Here is a 16,292-nt window from a genome sequence, read left to right on the forward strand (position 1 = left end):
TGGCAAGCAACAGGACATTCCCTCTTTGGGAATTTTCCTATTCATTGATACGAATCAATGAAAGATTTTCAGCCAAACGTCAGGCGTCTGCGTCCATGCCCTTTACGGCTTGGCTATAGCCATCATAACGACATTGATGGCCATTTGGAAAACCCTACCAAAACAGGTAGTTAACAATTTATAAAAAATGAGGCAGGCAGTATGGATTTCTCCGGAGAGCCTCGAAACATAGGCCTTCCAAGCGGACCAACAGCTGATTTAGAGCGTAATAGCGATTGTGCAAGAAGTTGCACAATGAAAACCAAGAAACATCCCCAATAACAGTCCACAGCCCTTGAAAATACTGGCCTGAACACTACTGCGCAAAAAGTTGCACAACACTCCGCAACTTCTTGCTCAATTCACTTGTTATTTTTCTTTTCAGAATGAGACATGGATAACAATCAGCCATTGGATGAGATTGATTAAAAGAGCCATGAAAGACTGGCACGGGAATTGTTAGGGAAATTAATCGAGATGGGCGGTCCCATGGCCACCGGCGAGGAAGTTGCGCCGTGACCGACTGCAGGCGGGACGCACCGCTGCGTTTACCCTGGGCACGCCCGTACCGCACCGGCTGGGCGGAAATCGATAGCGACCCGAGCAGTCAGGAAAGCAGGATTCGATGACCGCCGCAGCGCCTATCGCCAAGCCCTCGATGACCAACTTATGCGGTAGGCCGCGTACGGCGACGACAGAGAATTGCGCACCGCTTACCCGCTCGACAGTGCTGTGCGCCTACTGGCGAGAAAGCTGCCCGACAGTAGTCGGGTCGGCTAGCGCGGCCAGTCGGTCGATGCCCTCCTGGGCATCGACCTCAACGGCCAGTAACTGACCCGCCACCAGCGCAGCGCCGGGTACCAACAGCAGCGCCAGGAAAGCGAGCTACGAATAATCAGGAAAAACGCGCATCCAGCCCGATGCATAAAAATTTCGCTCTACCCGAAACTCCCGCTCATGACAGAAATCACTGCCTCGCCAACCGCTGATCGAAGCTCCCCTCAATCCAGCATCCCCACATACCCCGGCACCTCCCCCACTCGCTTGATCCACGCGCGGATCGCCGGGTAGGCCGTCAGGTCGAAGCCGCCTTCATGGGCGACATGGGTGTAGGCGTAGAGGGTGATATCGGCGATGGAGAACTGTTCGCCGACCAGGAATGGCGTGCGCGACAGCTGTTTCTCCATGACGTCGAGGGCCTTGTAGCCGCCGATCTTCTTCTCTTCGAACTCGGCGCGGCGGGCTTCCGGGAGGCCGAGGTAGAGCTTGATGAAGCGCGCCACGGCCACATAGGGCTCATGGCTGTATTGCTCGAAGAATTGCCATTGCAGCACCTGGGTGCGCAGGCGCGGTTCGCTGGGCAACAGGGCGCTGCCGTCGGCGAGGAAGTTGAGGATGGCGTTGGACTCCCACAGGCAACTGCCGTCCTCCAGCTCCAGCACCGGTATCTTGCCGTTGGGGTTCTTCGCCAGGAACTCCGGGGTCTGGGTCTCGCCCTTGAGAATGTCCACCGGAACCCACTGGTAGTCGATGCCGAGCAGCGACATGGCCAGCTTGATCTTGTAGCAGTTGCCCGAACGGTAATCACCGTAGACCTTGTACATCGTGTCGCTCCTCGGATCGGATGGCCGGCGCCCCGGGAGGAGCGCCGATGAGGGTTCAGGCCGCTTCGGCGGCCTGGGCGTCGCGGACGACCTTGGCCAGGCGCCGCAGGCCTTCGTGCAGGCGCTCCGGGGCGACGTGGCTGAAGTTCAGCCGCAGACGCCCGAGGTTCTGCTCCGGCTCGGCGAAGAAAGGTTCGCCGGGCATGAATGCGACATCGGCGGCCAGCGCCGGCTGGAGCAGGGTGCGGGTATCCAGCGGCTGCCTGAGGGTCAGCCAGAAGAACAGCCCGCCCTCCGGGATATTCCATTCGGCCAGCTCGCCGAAGTGCTCCAGCAGGGCCTCCTGCATGGCGTCGCGGCGGACCCGGTAGAACTCGCGCAGCTCGGCCAGGTGCTGGCGGTAGGCCTCGCTGCCGAACCATTGCAGCGCCTGCCACTGCCCTACCCGGTTGGTATGCAGGTCGGCCGACTGTTTCAGCCGCAGCAGGTGGGGGAACAGGTCCGGGGTGGCGATCAGGAAACCGACGCGCAGGCCCGGCAGCAGGGTCTTCGACACCGTGCCGGTATAGATCCAGCTGGACTTGCGCAGGCGGCTGACCAGCGGGGTTGCGCGGCCCTCGTCGAACACCAGTTCGCGATAGGGTTCGTCTTCGATCAGGGTCACGCCGAATTCGTCTAGCAGCGCCGCCACCGCGTCGCGGCGTTCCTCGCTGTAGCGCACGCCGGACGGATTCTGGAAAGTCGGGATCAGGTAGGCGAAGGCCGGCTTGTGTCGCTCCAGGCGCTGCCGCAGGGCAACCAGGTCGGGGCCCTCGGCACCCAGCGGCACGGTCACGCAATCGGCGCCGAACAATTGGAAGGCCTGTAGCGCGGCGAGGTAGGTCGGCGCCTCGAGCAGCACCTCGGTGCCCGGATCGATGAACAGCTTGCTGGCCAGGTCGAGGGTCTGCTGCGAACCGCTGACGATCAGCACCTGGCTCGCCTCGCAGGGGACGCCGAGGGCACGCGCTTCGGCGGCGATGGCTTCGCGCAGGGCAGGCTCGCCTTCGCTCATGCCGTACTGGCCCATGGAGGCCGGCATCTGCTCCCACTGCACCTTCGGCAGCATCGGCTCGGCCGGCAGCCCGCCGGCGAACGACATCACCTCCGGACGCTGCGCCGCGGCAAGGATTTCGCGGATCAAGGAGCTTTTCAGGCGGGAGATGCGTTCAGAGAAGGCCATGGGATCACCGGTAGCGTAGGCGGGGAAAAATGAGTCAAACTGCTTGACCGAAACTACGATGCCGCACCCGGAAGCGTCAATATGCCTGACCTGAAAAACCACGCCGTCCAGCAGCAGGCCATGATGGAAGCCTTCTTCTTCGCGTACCAGGCCTTCACCACCAAGCCTGACGAGATGCTCGCCCGCCGCGGCCTGGGACGTGTGCACCACCGCGTGCTGTTCTTCATCGCCCGCTATCCGGGCCTCAGCGTGAAGGAACTGCTGGCCCTGCTCGGCGTGACCAAGCAGGCGCTGAACATCCCGCTGCGCCAGTTGCTGGAGATGAACCTGATCGGCAGCGCCACCGCCGACGACGACAAGCGCAAACGCCTCCTCGGCCTCACCGCCGAGGGCGTGCGGTTGGAAAAGGCGCTGCGTCGCGAGCAGTCGCGGCTGCTCCAACGCTGCTTCGAGGAAGCCGGCGGCGAAGCGGTCTCCGGCTGGCTGGCGGTCAATCGCACCCTGGCTCGGGCGCATGCAGGCAGCCGCGGCGAAGCGGCGACGGAGGCCGCCGACTGACGCCCCATGGGCCTGGCGCATGGACGCTCGACAAGCCGACCGGCTGCCCGCTAGCTCCGCTCCAACTCCCGCGCCGCGCGCCAGCAGGCCAGCGCCATGGCCACGGTGGCGGCCAGCAGCGGCAGTACCGCCAGCACCAGCAACAGCACCGAAGCCAGCATCGCGCCGCCGGCGATGTCCAGCCAGGCCATGATCCGCAGCGACGGATAGAGGTTTTCCTGCTTGAGCAGACGCAGGCCCAGCCAGAGGGTGGTAGCGCCGATCAGCGCAAGCAGCGCGAAGTACACCAGCGCCTGCCAGTTCCAGCCCTGCAGCGCATCGTCGGTAACCGCCAGCAGGCTCCAGCCCTCGCCCAGCAGGGTCAGGAGAATCGACAACCATACCGGCCAGGCCAGCGAGGGGCCGCGAAAGCGCGACTCGACCAGGTGCTTGAGCCGCAGCAGCAGGTAGGCGCCGAGCAGGCTGAGGAGCAGGCCCAGCCAGTCGGCGTAGACCCTGAACGCGGCGCCGTCGCCGAATGCCTCCAGCAGGCTGAGCACCATCAGCACCACGCCGCCGGCTATCGAGGCCAGGCAGAGCCAGGCGAGGATGCGCAGTTGCGCGGGCGTCCAGCGCCGGCGGAAAGCATCCGGTATGCCCTGCTCGACCAATTCGACACGCGGCGTGGCGTAGGGGTTTGCATCCATGGCGAAGCTCCTCGGCAAATGCCGGGAAGTTACCAGCTCCGCCAGCTTCCGGCAGCTGCGACTGTATGGCCAACTATGTCCGCGGCTGTACCGGGACAGCCCCTGGCCGGCTGTTTAGGCTGCGCAAAACAGAAAAAGATGATCGGCACTCCGCGCCTCGCGCAACCTGCCCCGTGGCTCCGCCCACCGCCGTGCCCGGTCGTCCCGCACACTCCATGGAAGTACCCGGCATGACCGAAACCACCCAGCCCCAGCCTCGTCTGCGTCCGTTCGCCGACTCCTCTCCCGCCGCCGTGGTGGCCGGCTTCGTCGCCATGCTCACCGGCTACACCAGCTCGCTGGTACTGATGTTCCAGGCCGGGCAGAACGCCGGTCTCAGCAGCGCGCAGATTTCCTCGTGGATCTGGGCCCTGTCGATCGGCATGGGCCTGGCGACCATCGGCCTGACCCTGCGCTACCGGGTGCCGATCGTGATCGCCTGGTCCACCCCCGGCGCGGCGCTGCTGATCAGCAGCCTGCCCGGAGTGCCGTACAGCGAGGCGATCGGCGCCTTCATCGTCTGCGCCCTCCTGATCACCCTGTGCGGCGTCACCGGCAGCTTCGAACGCCTGATGCGCCAGGTTCCCTCCTCGCTGGCCTCGGCGCTGCTGGCCGGGGTGCTGTTCCGCATCGGCATCGAGATCTGCAACGCCGCCGAGCAACAGACCCTGCTGGTGCTGGCGATGTTCTTCAGCTATCTGCTGTGCAAACGCTTCTCGCCGCGCTATGCGGTGTTCGCTGCGCTACTGGTGGGGGTGCTGCTGGCCGGGATACTGGGCCAACTGGACTTCAGCAGGTTCCGCCTGGAACTGGCGGTACCGGAGTGGACCACGCCGAGCTTCTCCCTGGCCGCCACCATCAGCATCGGCATCCCGCTGTTCATCGTCGCCATGGCTTCGCAGAACATGCCCGGCATCGCCGTGCTGCGCGCCGACGGCTACCAGGTGCCGGCCTCGCCGCTGATCTCGAGTACCGGCATCGCCTCGATCCTGCTGGCACCGTTCGGCTCCCACGGGATCAACCTGGCGGCGATCAGCGCGGCGATCTGCACCGGTCCCTCGGCCCACGAGGACCCGCACAAGCGCTATACCGCGGCGCTCTGGTGCGGCTTCTTCAACTGCGTCGCAGGAACCTTCGGCGCCACCCTGGCAGCGTTGTTCGCGGCGTTCCCCAAGGCACTGGTACTGTCCATCGCCGCCATCGCCCTGCTCGGCTCGATCATGAACGGCCTGGCCAACTCGATGGCCGACGAGCGCCAGCGCGAGGCCGCGCTGGTGACCTTCATGGTCACCGCCTCCGGCTTCACCCTGCTGTCCATCGGCTCGGCGTTCTGGGGCCTGGTGGCCGGCCTGCTGACTCAGTTCGTGCTCAACTGGCGGCGCGGCTGACCGACCTCAGTCCGGCGCCGTCACGGGCGCCGGCGCGGCCTGGTGGCCACGGCTGACCCACCAGCCGAAGGCCGCCGCGGTGAAGAACATCAGCACTCCGTAGATCGCCGGCGGAATCGCCATGGTGCTGTTGTTCAGCAGGCTCGGACTCAGCGCCAGGGCGATCGCCAGGGTGCCGTTGTGGATGCCGATCTCCATGCCGATGGCCACCGCCTGGGCCTTCGGCAGGCGCAGCAGGCGCGGCACCCAGTAGCCCACCGCCAGGCTCAGCAGGTTGAAGGCCAGCGCGGCCAGCCCGACCACCGGCGCGTAGGTGACGAAGGTCTGCCAGTCCTTGGCTAGCGCCAGCAGGATGATCACCAGCAACAGCAGCGCGGAAAGGATCTTCACCGGCTTCTGCAGGCGATCCGCCACGGCCGGCAGGCGGTTGCGCACCAGCATGCCGATGGCCACCGGGCCGAGGACGATGACGAAGACCTGCACGACCTTGCCGAACTGCAAGGGAATCGCCTGCCCGTCGCCCATGAAGTATTGCAGCGACAGATTGACGATCAGCGGCATGGTGAGGATGGCGATCACCGAGTTCACCGCGGTCAGGGTGATGTTCAGTGCCACGTCGCCATGCGCCAGGTGGCTGTAGAGGTTGGCGGTGGTGCCGCCGGGCGAGGCCGCCAGCAACATCATGCCGACCGCCAGGGCCGCCTCCAGGGCGAAGCCCTGGACGATCAGGAAACAGGCCAGGGGCAGCAGGACGATCTGGCACACCAGGCCGACCAGCACCGGCTTCGGGTAGCGCACCACGCGGAGGAAGTCGGCCGGGGTCAGGGACAGTCCGAGACCGAGCATGATGATGCCCAGGGCGATGGGGAGGAACAGGGTCAGGATGGGATCGGCGGTCATTATTGTTATTGCTCCGATGCGATGGAGACGGGCTCAGGCCCCGGATTCTCGACCCAGGTTAGTCCCCCGGCAGTGGCCTGGCGCGCCAAACCGCGCGCCGACCTGTAACAGAATGCGAATGCCCCGCGCCGGGGCATCCCGGTTGTATCGCCGCCCGCTCAGATCGCCGTCGCCCCGCCGTCCACCGGCAAGGCGATACCGGTGGTGAAGCCTGCGTTGTCGCTGCACAGATAGAGCACCGCGGCGGCGATTTCCTCGACCCGCCCGACCCGACCCAGCGGATGCATCGCGGCGGCGAACTCGGCCTTGCGCGGATCGGCCTCGTAGGCGCGGCGGAACATGTCGGTGTCGATCACCGCCGGACACACGGCGTTGACGCGGATGCCCTTCTTCGCGTACTCGATCGCCGCCGATTTGGTCAGGCCGATCACCGCGTGCTTGGAAGCAGCGTAGATGCTCATCTTCGGCGCCGCGCCGAGCCCGGCGACCGAGGCGGTGTTGACGATCGCGCCACCGCCCTGGGCCAGCATCAGCGGGATCTGGTGCTTCATGCACAACCAGACGCCCTTCACGTTGACAGCCATGATGGCGTCGAACTCGGCTTCGTTGCCGTCGGCCAGCTTGCCCTGCTCGATCTCGATACCGGCGTTGTTGAAGGCATAGTCGAGACGGCCGTAGGCCGCTGCGCAACCCTCTACCAGCGCCTTGACCTCGGCGTCGCGGGTGACGTCGCAGCGAATGAAGAGGGCTTCGCCACCTGCCTGGCGGATCGCTTCGACCGTGCCCTCGCCGCCGGCGCTGTCCAGGTCGGCGACCACCACCTTGACCCCGGCGGCGGCGAAGGCCAGCGCGGTAGCGCGGCCGATGCCCGCCGCACCGCCAGTGACCAGCGCGACCTGGCCGGAAAGAAGTTTGCTCATCTGCTGCTCCTCGGAAAATCGCCTTCCGCCAACCGCGACGGAACTGGGCCGCGCCAGTCTAGCCAGGGCCGGCGCAAGGCATAGCACTATCAGGGGACTGGAGGATGGGCCATCCAGCCCGCTGATAAGACTGATGGCGGCGAATCATCGGCATAGATGACCGGTCATTTCCGCACTCGCCTTCGCTTGCCGCCGGCGCCGGCGCCAGCTATCCCTAGGGGCCTGTTTCCCGACATTCGAGTGCCCTGCCATGACCTCCCAGATCAATCGGCAATACCAGTTGGCCCAGCGTCCCAGCGGGCTGCCCGGCCGCGACACCTTCAGTTTCGTCGAAACCCCGCTCGGCGAACCGGCCGAGGGCCAGATCCTGGTGAAGAACGAGTACCTGTCGCTGGACCCGGCGATGCGCGGCTGGATGAACGACGCCCGCTCCTACATCCCGCCGGTGGGGATCGGCGAGGTGATGCGTGCGCTCGGCGTCGGCAAGGTGCTGGTTTCGAAGCACCCCGGCTTCCAGGCCGGCGACTACGTCAACGGCGCCCTCGGCGTGCAGGACTATTTCATCGGCGAGCCCAAGGGTTTCTACAAGGTCGACCCGTCCCGCGCGCCGCTGCCACGCTATCTCTCGGCGCTGGGCATGACCGGCATGACCGCCTACTTCGCGTTGCTCGACGTCGGCCAGCCGAAGAACGGCGAGACCGTGGTGATCTCCGGCGCCGCCGGTGCGGTGGGCAGCGTTGCCGGGCAGATCGCCAGGCTCAAGGGCTGCCGGGTGGTGGGCATCGCCGGCGGCGCCGAGAAATGTCGCTTCCTGGTCGAAGAACTGGGCTTCGACGGCGCCATCGACTACAAGAACGAAGACCTCGCCGCCGGACTCAAGCGCGAATGCCCGAAGGGTATCGATGTGTTCTTCGACAACGTCGGCGGCGAAATCCTCGACACAGTGCTCACCCGCATCGCCTTCAAGGCACGCATCGTCCTCTGCGGGGCGATCAGCCAGTACAACAACAAGGAAGCGGTGCGCGGCCCGGCCAACTACCTGTCGCTGCTGGTCAATCGGGCGCGCATGGAAGGCATGGTGGTGATGGACTATGCCCAGCGCTTCCCAGAAGGCCTGAAGGAGATGGCCACCTGGCTGGCGGAAGGCAAGCTGCAATCGCGCGAGGACATCGTCGAAGGCCTGGAGACCTTCCCCGAAACGCTGCTCAAGCTGTTCAGCGGGGAAAACTTCGGCAAGTTGGTGTTGAAGGTCTGAGGTCCGCCGCCGGCGCGAAGAAGCGGCGGATAGCGCCTCGCCTCGAAGAGCGTGTGCACTGAAGAAATAATGATTCCCGGCAATCCTGCCGCCTGTCCTTCGGGCTAAGCTGCGGCATCCGCGCCTGCAAGGAATCAGCCGCATGCCACTCGCCCGCTGGGTACCCGGACTCGATAGCCTGCTCCACTACCGCCGCGCCTGGTTCCGTCCGGATGTCCAGGCCGGGCTGTCGGTAGCGGCGATCCAGATCCCCACCGCCATCGCCTACGCCCAGATCGCCGGCTTCCCGCCCCAGGTAGGCCTCTATGCGTGCATCCTGCCGATGCTGATCTACGCCCTGATCGGCAGCTCGCGGCAGTTGATGGTAGGCCCCGACGCGGCGACCGCGGCGATGGTCGCCGCCGCCATCACCCCGCTGGCGGCGGGCGATCCGCAGCGCCTGGTGGACCTGTCGATGATCGTCGCGATCATGGTCGGGCTGTTCTCCATCGTCGCCGGCCTGGCCCGCGCCGGGTTCATCGCCAGCTTCCTCTCGCGACCGATCCTGGTCGGCTACCTCAACGGCATCGGCCTGAGCCTGCTGGTCGGGCAACTGGGCAAGCTGTTCGGCTACGAGGCGGCGACCAGCGGCTTCGTCGCCGGCATCCTCGCGCTGCTGGAGAACCTGCTGCACATCCATTGGCCGACGCTGATCCTCGGCAGCCTCTCGCTCTTGCTGATGGTGCTGCTGCCGCGGCGCTTCCCGCAGTTGCCCGGGGCGCTCTGCGGCGTCCTCCTGGCCAGCCTCGCCGCGGCGCTGCTGGGCCTGGATCGCTACGGCGTGGAACTGCTTGGCGAGGTACCGGCCGGGCTGCCGCAACTGAGCTGGCCGCAGACCAGCCTGGAGGAACTGAAAAGCCTGCTGCGCGACGCCACCGGCATTACCGTGGTCAGCTTCTGCAGCGCCATGCTCACCGCGCGCAGCTTCGCCGCCCGTCACGGCTACAGCATCAACGCCAACCACGAATTCGTCGCCCTCGGCCTGGCCAACATCGGCGCCGGGGTCTCCCAGGGCTTCGCCATCAGCGGCGCCGACTCACGCACCGCGGTGAACGACATGGTCGGCGGCAAGACCCAACTGGTCGGCGTGATCGCCGCACTGGTGATCGCCGCCACCCTGTTGCTGCTGAACAAGCCCCTGGGCTGGGTGCCGATGCCGGCGCTCGGCGCGGTCCTGTTGCTGGCCGGCTGGGGCCTGATCGACGTGCAGGCGCTGAAGGGCTTCTGGAAGCTCAGCCGCTTCGAGTTCAGCCTCTGCCTGCTGACCACCGTCGGCGTGCTCAGCGTCGGCGTGCTGCCGGGAATCTTCGTCGCCGTCAGCATCGCCGTACTGCGCCTGCTCTACTACACCTATCGCCCGAGCGACGCGGTGCTCGGCTGGATGCACGGCATCGACGGCCAGGTCGAGCTGGCCAAGTACCCGCAGGCCACCACTCTTCCCGGCCTGGTGATCTACCGCTTCGACGCCCCCCTGCTGTTCTTCAACGCCGACTACTTCAAGCAGCGGGTGCTTGCCGTGGTGGACGGCAGCGAGCGGCCGAATGCGGTGCTGCTCAACGCCGAAGCCATGACCAACCTCGACATCAGCGGCCTGGCCACCCTCCACGAGGTGCAACAGATCCTCAAGGCCCAGGGCGTGCACCTGTCGCTGGCGCGGGTGACCGGGCAGACGCTGGACCTGCTGCAACGCTCGAGCATGCTCGGCGAGATCAAGCCGCCGCTGGTGTTCAGCTCGGTGCGCTCCGGGGTCAGTGCCTATCGCTACTGGCTGCGCCAGCAGGAAAGACTCGCCGCCCAGGCCGCGGCTACAAGCGGAAATGCCTGACCATGCCCTGTAGTTCGCGGCCCAGCTCCGCCAGTTGTTCGCTGGACGAAGCCGTCGACTGCATGGCCTGGGCCGACTGATCGGCCACCTCGCGGATCGCCGTGACGCTGCGGTTGATCTCCTCGGCGACCGCGCTCTGCTGCTCGGAGGCCGCGGCGATCTGCTGGTTCATCTTCTGGATCAGCGCCACCGCCGTGGCGATGTTGCCCAGCGCCGCCTCGGTCTGCAACGCGTCGTCGACGCTCTGGTCCACCAACTGGTGGCTGCGCTGCATACGCTGCACCGCCTGCTGCGTGCCATTCTGCAAGGCACCGATCAGGGTCTCGATCTCGGCCGTGGACTGTTGGGTGCGCCGCGCCAGCGCCCGCACCTCGTCGGCGACCACGGCGAAGCCTCGACCCTGGTCGCCGGCCCGCGCCGCCTCGATGGCGGCGTTCAGCGCCAGCAGGTTGGTCTGCTCGGCCACGCTCTTGATCACGTCCAGCACGCTGCCGATGCGCTGGCTGTCGGCGCTCAGCGCCTCGACGCTGGCGGTGGCCGCGCGCACCGCCTCGGCCAGTCGCTCGATCCGCTCCAGGGTCTGGCGTACCACCTCCTGGCCGACGCTGACCTTGCCGTCGGCGCTTTCCGCCGCCCCCGCGGCTTCCTCGGCGTTGTGCGCCACTTCATGGACGGTGGCGGCCATCTGGTTCATCGCCGTGGCCACCTGTTCGGTTTCCGCCCGCTGGCTGTCGATTCCCAGGCGGGTGCGCGTGGTAACGCCGGACAGCGCCTCGGAAGCGCCGGCAATCCGCCCGACGCCGTCCTGCAACTGGCTGACGATACCGCGCAGGCTGCCGGTCATGGCGCGCATCGCGGCCATCAGTTGGCCAACCTCGTCGCGCCGCTCGCTGTCGACCCGTACCGCAAGGTCGCCTTCGGCGATCCGCTGCGCCACACCCATCGCCTGGCGCAGCGGACGGACGATCAGCAGGCTGATGCCGAAGGCCGCGCCCAGGCCCACCAGCAGCGCCAGCACGGCGGCGCCGACGATCAGCAGGGAGTTTGTCCGCAGGCTGTGGAGCATGGCCTGCTGCTGCGCCTCCCAGCTACGGTCGACACGCGCCATCACCTGCCCGGCGCGCTCGCCCATGGCGGCGTACATCTGCCGCTCCTGGCGCTGACTGGCGCGGTACTCGGCGAGCTTGTCGGCGAAACCGCGGATATTGGTCAGCACGTCCTTGACCACCGACACGTAGGCATCGTCGGTGATCGCCTGCTCCAGCAGGGCTGCCAGCTCCAGCGCCTCGCGCAGCGATTTCGGCGGCCCCTCCTGCGCATCCGCGGCGCGCGCTTCGAGACGCGAGCGGGCCTCGTCCAGCCCCTGAAGGACCAGGCGATTGACCTGGGCGACCTGGGCCGCCTGCTGCAACAGCGGCTCGCCGTCGTGCCCCTGGCTCTCCTTCAGCGCATAGGCGCCATCCTCGGCCAGGCTGGACTGGAGGATATCGAGGCTGTTGGCGGCGCCGTTCAGCGACCAGCTGGCGCTTTCCCAAGCCAACTGGCGTCCCTGGATGGACTGCTCGAAGCGGCCGAACGCTTCGAGGTACGCCGCCAGCACCTGCTCCACCTCGGCCATGCCAAGCGCCTGATCGGCGTCGCCGTCGGCCTTGAGCCGGCCCACCCGTTCGAGGGTCGCGGCCAGGCGCTGGCGCAAGCGCTCGGCGTCGCTCTTTCCCCGTGCAGGGCAAAGTCCTTCTCGGCCTGGCGAACCTCCAGCACGTCGCGATTGATCGCGCTCATCTCCTGCAGGCGCGCGAAGCGCTGCCCCAGCGCATGCAGCGAGAGCACCGCGAGCGCGGCCACCAGCGCGGTCAATAGCAGGACCAGGGTAAAACCGATGGCCAGTTTCTTCGCCGTGCCGAGATCGGCCAGACGCCTGCGCAGCAACCCCAGCATGACTCCCCTCCCCCGTGACGCGCCGTCTGCGTGCGCATTTCCCGCTGTGTCGCGCGTTTTTCGCCGAACCTGAGCGGCCGGGCAAGGTAGTGGCACGATAATGGCCAGGAGAGATATGCGCAGGTCGTTTCCAGGATATCCGGGCTGACGTCGGGCGGCCGCGGAGCCATACTGGGCGCCCCATGGAAAAAGGAGCTTGCCATGCGTCCCGTATTGCCGCTGTTGCTGTCGCTGAGTCTGTGCGCCCCCGCCCTGGCCGACTGGAGCGGCCCGATCGAGCAGCCGCTCTGGTCGTTGCCGGCGACGCCGGGCCTGTCGCGCTGGCTGATCGTGCACAACCTGTCGAGCGCGGCGGCCGACGGCCTGTACCACGTCGAGGTCCTGGAGCGCCGCCAGGGCCAGCAGCCCTGGCAGTTCCAGCGCCTGGCCGCGCACCTGGCGCTGACCGAACAGGCGCTGCGCGCGAGTATCGTGGCGCCGCTGAAACGCGGCGGGGTGTATCCGGAAAGCTACCAGTTCGCCTATCGCCAGTGGCAGGAACGCCAGGCCGCGGGCCAGGCGCCGGTGTGCCGGCGCACGGTCGACGAGTGCCTGCGGGCGCCGGACTGAGCCCGACTACCTGGGCCGGATCATGCTGAACGTGTCGCGGGTATAGCTGTAGTGGCTGCCGCCCAGGCGACCGACCAGGTCGAGCCTGTCGCTATCCACATGGCGCTCGTCGGCCAGCACGGCATCGTCGACATGGGCCAGCAGCACGCGGGCGAAGATCAGGTGGCAATTGGGGTTCTCCGCCGGATACGGCTTGATCTCCGCCACCTCGCACTCGAAGGCCACCGCCGCCGCGGCGATCCGCGGCGGCGCCACGCGTACGCTGGACACGGTAGGGATGCCGACCGTCTCGATCTCGCTCACGCCATGGGGCAGCCAGGCGGAGGTGGCGTTCATGGTCTCTGCCTGGGCGGCGCCGACCAGGTGGATCACCAACTGCCCGGTGGCCTGGACGTTGCGCAGGGTGTCCTTGAGGCTGCCGTCGTCGCGCAGGCTGACGTTGACCATCAGGGTCGGCGGCTCGTCGCTGATCACCTGGAAGAAGCTGAACGGGGCCAGGTTGCTGGCGCCCTCGGCGGACAGGGTCGAGACCCAGGCAATCGGTCGCGGGGTGACGGTGGAAGCCAACCAGCGATAGGCCTCGGCGGGAGCGATGGTGGTGAAGTCCAGTTGCATGGCGGTCTCGCGGAAATCGACGGAGGGGACGCCGATTATGCCGCAGCCCCGCAGCTCTCGCGACCGTCTGCGCCGAGGCCCTGCGCCACCTGGAAGCAGCGGCTAGACTTGCCCTACCCTCACCCAGGAGCCCTGCCATGAACTATCGAGGAAGCTGCCACTGCGGAACCATCGCCTACGAAGTCGAAGGCGACCTCGACCAGGTGATCCAGTGCAACTGTTCACTGTGCAGCCGGCGCGGCTGGCTGCTGTGGTTCGTCCCGCGCGACCGTCTGGCGCTGAAGACGCCGGCCAGCGCGATGCACACCTACACCTTCAACACCCATCGCCTGCAGCATCACTTCTGCCCCACCTGCGGCTGCGCGCCGTTCAGCGAAGGCATAGGCCCGGACGGCCAGGCGATGGCCGCGGTCAACGCGCGCTGCCTGGAGGACATCGACGCCAGCGCGCTCCCGGTACAGCACTACGATGGCCGCAACGCCTGACGCTGGCGCAGGTAGCCGATCACCTCGGCCTGGTTGCCGCGGAACTCGACGCGGTCTTCCTTGCTCTGCCGCTGGAAGGCGTACATCGGGTCGTAGTACTCCTTGAGCAGCCCCTCGATCCAGCCGCGATGGGTATCCACCGAGCCGTCGCGGCCCTGCTCTTCCAGCGCCTGCACGAGGATCGCCGCCAGCCGCTGGTAGCGCTCGCCGCCGAGGCGCTTGACGATGCCGGCGAGGCTCTTCTGCAGGTAGGCGGAGAAGGCGGCGAAGCCCTCCTCCACGCCCACCACACGCTCGAACTCGCTGCGCAGGTCGATCACGTAGTCCCTGAGGATACGCTCGACACGCTGCTCGAAGGCATCCTCCAGCCAGACCAGCGGGTAGCCCTGCATGCCCTGGTACAGCTCCAGCGGCAAGGAGCAGCTGCCGACGATCCGCCCCTCGTCCTCGAGGACGAACTGGCCGACGCCACGATGACGCTTCTTCAGGATGTCGATGGCCAGGCGGTTCTCGAAGTCGATCTGCGCCGGCTGCGGCGTGGCTCGCCGGCCAAAGCTGGAGCCGCGGTGGTTGGCGTGGCCTTCGAGATCGAGGCTGTTGTCCAGCGCCGCGATCACCTCGGTCTTGCCGCAACCGGTGAGGCCGCCGACCAGCACGAAATCGCACTCGTCGACCGCCGCGCGGGTGGTTTCGAAAAGGAAGTTGCGCAACGCCTTGTAGCCGCCGATCACCCGTGGGTAGTCGATGCCGGCGTCCTGCTTCAGCCACTGCTGGACGATCTGCGAGCGCAGGCCGCCGCGGAAGCAATACAGGTAGCCGTTCGGGTTGGCTTCGGCGAAGGCTTTCCAGGCCGCCAGCCGTTCGGCCTTGAGCGCCCCGCAGACCAGTTCGTGGCCAAGGGCGATGGCGGCCTGCTGGCCGTGCTGCTTGTAGCTGGTGCCGACCTTCTGCCGCTCGATGTCGTTCATCAGCGGCCGGTTGACAGTGTTGGGAAAGGCGCCCTTGTGGTACTCCACCGGGGCGCGCACATCCATCAGGGGGATATCGTCGAGAAACAGTTCGCGGTAGTGCTGGGTGTTGTCGCGCATTACAGCACCTGTACCGCGAGACTCTGTCGCTCGACCAGCTCGCCGATCGGCGCCAGTTGCAGGCCGAGTTCCGCCGCCACGGCGAGGAACTCCGCCTCGCCTTCCGGAGCCACCGCCACCAGCAGGCCGCCGCTGGTCTGCGGATCGCAAAGCAACAGCTTCTGCACTTCCGGCAGTGGCGCGATGCGCTCGCCATAGCTGTCGAAGTTGCGCAGTGTGCCGCCAGGCACGCAGCCCTGCTCCAGGTAATATTCGGCACTGGCCAGGCGCGGTACCGCGGCGTACTCCACGCGTGCGGTGAGCTTGCTGCCGTCGGCCATTTCCACCAGGTGGCCGAGCAGGCCGAAACCGGTGACGTCGGTCATCGCCTTGACCCCCGCCAACCGGCCGAAGCGCGCGCCGGGCCTGTTCAGGGTGCACATCCAGTCACGCGCCACGCCGACGTCCTCGGCGCGCAGCCTGGCCTTCTTCTCGGCAGTGGTGAGGATGCCGATGCCCAGCGGCTTGGTCAGGTACAGCCTGCAGCCGGCCTCGGCGGTGTCGTTGCGTTTCATGAAGCGCTTCTCCACCACGCCGGTCACGGCCAGGCCGAAGATCGGCTCGGGGGCGTCGATGGAGTGTCCGCCGGCCAGCGGGATGCCGGCTTCCTCGCAGACCTTGCGGCCGCCGGCGATCACCTCGCGGGCGACTTCCGCGGCCAGCACGTTGACCGGCCAGCCGAGGATGGCGATGGCCATCAGCGGGTCGCCGCCCATGGCGTAGATATCGCTGATGGCGTTGGTCGCGGCGATACGGCCGAAGTCGAAGGGGTCGTCGACGATCGGCATGAAGAAATCGGTGGTGGAGACCACCCCGCGCTCCTCGTCGAGGGCGTAGACAGCCGCGTCGTCGCGCGAGGCGTTGCCGACCCAGAGCTTCGGATCGAGGTTCTGCGCGCCGCTGCCGGCGAGGATCACCTCCAGTACCTTGGGCGAAATCTTGCAGCCGCAGCCGGCGCCGTGGCTGTACTGGGTCAGGCGGATCGCCTCGCTCATCGGTGTACTCCCGTGGATGTCGGAAAAGTGCCCATTCTAGCAAAGCCG

14 protein-coding genes and 1 pseudogene are annotated in these 16,292 nt (G+C 66.7%); 6 read left to right on the top strand and 9 right to left on the bottom strand.

Going from position 1 to position 16,292, the window contains the following annotated elements:
* Window positions 1-1,040: 1,040 nt before the first annotated feature.
* Together AT700_RS16915 and AT700_RS16920 are read right to left on the bottom strand one after the other, a co-directional pair.
* The gene (locus AT700_RS16915) at window positions 1,041-1,643 is read right to left on the bottom strand and encodes a glutathione S-transferase family protein (RefSeq protein ID WP_003097816.1); all 603 of its coding nucleotides are present in this window, start codon (window positions 1,641-1,643) and stop codon (window positions 1,041-1,043) included.
* Between the two features lie 55 nt (window positions 1,644-1,698).
* Window positions 1,699-2,865 carry a PLP-dependent aminotransferase family protein gene (locus AT700_RS16920; protein ID WP_003097818.1) on the bottom strand — a complete coding sequence of 389 codons (1,167 nt, stop codon included), beginning with the start codon at window positions 2,863-2,865 and terminating at the stop codon, window positions 1,699-1,701.
* A gap of 81 nt (window positions 2,866-2,946) precedes the next feature.
* On the opposite strand from AT700_RS16920, the gene AT700_RS16925 reads away from it, so the two are divergent.
* Window positions 2,947-3,423: a MarR family winged helix-turn-helix transcriptional regulator gene (locus tag AT700_RS16925; RefSeq protein WP_003097819.1), complete on the top strand. Its 477-nt coding sequence runs from the start codon at window positions 2,947-2,949 to the stop codon at window positions 3,421-3,423.
* A gap of 50 nt (window positions 3,424-3,473) precedes the next feature.
* Here AT700_RS16925 and AT700_RS16930 read toward each other — a convergent pair whose 3' ends face one another.
* On the bottom strand, window positions 3,474-4,109 hold the full coding sequence (locus AT700_RS16930; RefSeq protein ID WP_003097821.1) for a hypothetical protein: 636 nt from the start codon (window positions 4,107-4,109) through the stop codon (window positions 3,474-3,476).
* A 230-nt stretch (window positions 4,110-4,339) separates the two neighbouring features.
* Here AT700_RS16930 and AT700_RS16935 point away from each other — a divergent pair, with 230 nt between their 5' ends.
* Window positions 4,340-5,536 (top strand): benzoate/H(+) symporter BenE family transporter, encoded by a 1,197-nt coding sequence (locus AT700_RS16935; protein WP_003087572.1) that lies wholly within the window; start codon window positions 4,340-4,342, stop codon window positions 5,534-5,536.
* Between the two features lie 6 nt (window positions 5,537-5,542).
* Here AT700_RS16935 and AT700_RS16940 read toward each other — a convergent pair whose 3' ends face one another.
* Together AT700_RS16940 and AT700_RS16945 are read right to left on the bottom strand one after the other, a co-directional pair.
* Window positions 5,543-6,436: a bile acid:sodium symporter family protein gene (locus AT700_RS16940; protein ID WP_003117741.1), complete on the bottom strand. Its 894-nt coding sequence runs from the start codon at window positions 6,434-6,436 to the stop codon at window positions 5,543-5,545.
* 158 nt (window positions 6,437-6,594) lie between these two features.
* The gene (locus AT700_RS16945) at window positions 6,595-7,356 is read right to left on the bottom strand and encodes an SDR family oxidoreductase (RefSeq protein ID WP_003087566.1); all 762 of its coding nucleotides are present in this window, start codon (window positions 7,354-7,356) and stop codon (window positions 6,595-6,597) included.
* Between the two features lie 250 nt (window positions 7,357-7,606).
* On the opposite strand from AT700_RS16945, the gene AT700_RS16950 reads away from it, so the two are divergent.
* Window positions 7,607-8,611, top strand: a complete 1,005-nt coding sequence (locus AT700_RS16950; RefSeq protein WP_003097826.1) for an NADP-dependent oxidoreductase — start codon at window positions 7,607-7,609, stop codon at window positions 8,609-8,611.
* A 142-nt stretch (window positions 8,612-8,753) separates the two neighbouring features.
* Window positions 8,754-10,475 (top strand): SulP family inorganic anion transporter, encoded by a 1,722-nt coding sequence (locus AT700_RS16955; protein WP_003140117.1) that lies wholly within the window; start codon window positions 8,754-8,756, stop codon window positions 10,473-10,475.
* Here the strand turns inward: AT700_RS16955 and AT700_RS16960 are convergent.
* A pseudogene (locus AT700_RS16960) lies at window positions 10,456-12,413 on the bottom strand (methyl-accepting chemotaxis protein). The gene AT700_RS16955 and the pseudogene AT700_RS16960 sit on opposite strands and share 20 nt — an antisense overlap.
* A gap of 201 nt (window positions 12,414-12,614) precedes the next feature.
* Between AT700_RS16960 and AT700_RS16965 the strand changes: the two are divergent.
* Window positions 12,615-13,022 carry a DUF5086 domain-containing protein gene (locus AT700_RS16965; RefSeq protein WP_048521150.1) on the top strand — a complete coding sequence of 136 codons (408 nt, stop codon included), beginning with the start codon at window positions 12,615-12,617 and terminating at the stop codon, window positions 13,020-13,022.
* Window positions 13,023-13,028: 6 nt separating this feature from the next.
* Here AT700_RS16965 and AT700_RS16970 read toward each other — a convergent pair whose 3' ends face one another.
* A complete protein-coding gene (locus AT700_RS16970; RefSeq protein ID WP_003087553.1) occupies window positions 13,029-13,637 on the bottom strand; it encodes a flavin reductase family protein in 609 nt (202 codons plus the stop codon).
* Window positions 13,638-13,774: 137 nt separating this feature from the next.
* Here AT700_RS16970 and AT700_RS16975 point away from each other — a divergent pair, with 137 nt between their 5' ends.
* A complete protein-coding gene (locus AT700_RS16975) occupies window positions 13,775-14,122 on the top strand; it encodes a GFA family protein (RefSeq protein ID WP_003087550.1) in 348 nt (115 codons plus the stop codon).
* Here the strand turns inward: AT700_RS16975 and mnmH are convergent.
* Together mnmH and selD are read right to left on the bottom strand one after the other, a co-directional pair.
* A complete protein-coding gene (gene mnmH, locus AT700_RS16980; protein ID WP_003087548.1) occupies window positions 14,101-15,210 on the bottom strand; it encodes a tRNA 2-selenouridine(34) synthase MnmH in 1,110 nt (369 codons plus the stop codon). The two genes, AT700_RS16975 and mnmH, sit on opposite strands and share 22 nt — an antisense overlap.
* Complete coding sequence (selD, locus tag AT700_RS16985) at window positions 15,210-16,244, bottom strand: selenide, water dikinase SelD (protein WP_003087546.1); 1,035 nt, start codon at window positions 16,242-16,244, stop codon at window positions 15,210-15,212. Before selD ends, mnmH begins: the two co-directional genes overlap by 1 nt.
* Window positions 16,245-16,292 lie beyond the last annotated feature (48 nt).

The sequence above is a fragment of the Pseudomonas aeruginosa genome, from assembly GCF_001457615.1.
Taxonomy (GTDB): Bacteria; Pseudomonadota; Gammaproteobacteria; order Pseudomonadales; family Pseudomonadaceae; genus Pseudomonas; species Pseudomonas aeruginosa.

What these genes read in the sequence shown, in the direction of transcription:
- AT700_RS16915 (WP_003097816.1), bottom strand. Translation starts at nt 1,643, where the DNA reads ATGTACAAGGTCTACGGTGATTACCGTTCGGGCAACTGCTACAAGATC.
- AT700_RS16920 (WP_003097818.1), bottom strand. Translation starts at nt 2,865, where the DNA reads ATGGCCTTCTCTGAACGCATCTCCCGCCTGAAAAGCTCCTTGATCCGC.
- AT700_RS16925 (WP_003097819.1), top strand. Translation starts at nt 2,947, where the DNA reads ATGCCTGACCTGAAAAACCACGCCGTCCAGCAGCAGGCCATGATGGAA.
- AT700_RS16930 (WP_003097821.1), bottom strand. Translation starts at nt 4,109, where the DNA reads ATGGATGCAAACCCCTACGCCACGCCGCGTGTCGAATTGGTCGAGCAG.
- AT700_RS16935 (WP_003087572.1), top strand. Translation starts at nt 4,340, where the DNA reads ATGACCGAAACCACCCAGCCCCAGCCTCGTCTGCGTCCGTTCGCCGAC.
- AT700_RS16940 (WP_003117741.1), bottom strand. Translation starts at nt 6,436, where the DNA reads ATGACCGCCGATCCCATCCTGACCCTGTTCCTCCCCATCGCCCTGGGC.
- AT700_RS16945 (WP_003087566.1), bottom strand. Translation starts at nt 7,356, where the DNA reads ATGAGCAAACTTCTTTCCGGCCAGGTCGCGCTGGTCACTGGCGGTGCG.
- AT700_RS16950 (WP_003097826.1), top strand. Translation starts at nt 7,607, where the DNA reads ATGACCTCCCAGATCAATCGGCAATACCAGTTGGCCCAGCGTCCCAGC.
- AT700_RS16955 (WP_003140117.1), top strand. Translation starts at nt 8,754, where the DNA reads ATGCCACTCGCCCGCTGGGTACCCGGACTCGATAGCCTGCTCCACTAC.
- AT700_RS16965 (WP_048521150.1), top strand. Translation starts at nt 12,615, where the DNA reads ATGCGTCCCGTATTGCCGCTGTTGCTGTCGCTGAGTCTGTGCGCCCCC.
- AT700_RS16970 (WP_003087553.1), bottom strand. Translation starts at nt 13,637, where the DNA reads ATGCAACTGGACTTCACCACCATCGCTCCCGCCGAGGCCTATCGCTGG.
- AT700_RS16975 (WP_003087550.1), top strand. Translation starts at nt 13,775, where the DNA reads ATGAACTATCGAGGAAGCTGCCACTGCGGAACCATCGCCTACGAAGTC.
- mnmH (WP_003087548.1), bottom strand. Translation starts at nt 15,210, where the DNA reads ATGCGCGACAACACCCAGCACTACCGCGAACTGTTTCTCGACGATATC.
- selD (WP_003087546.1), bottom strand. Translation starts at nt 16,244, where the DNA reads ATGAGCGAGGCGATCCGCCTGACCCAGTACAGCCACGGCGCCGGCTGC.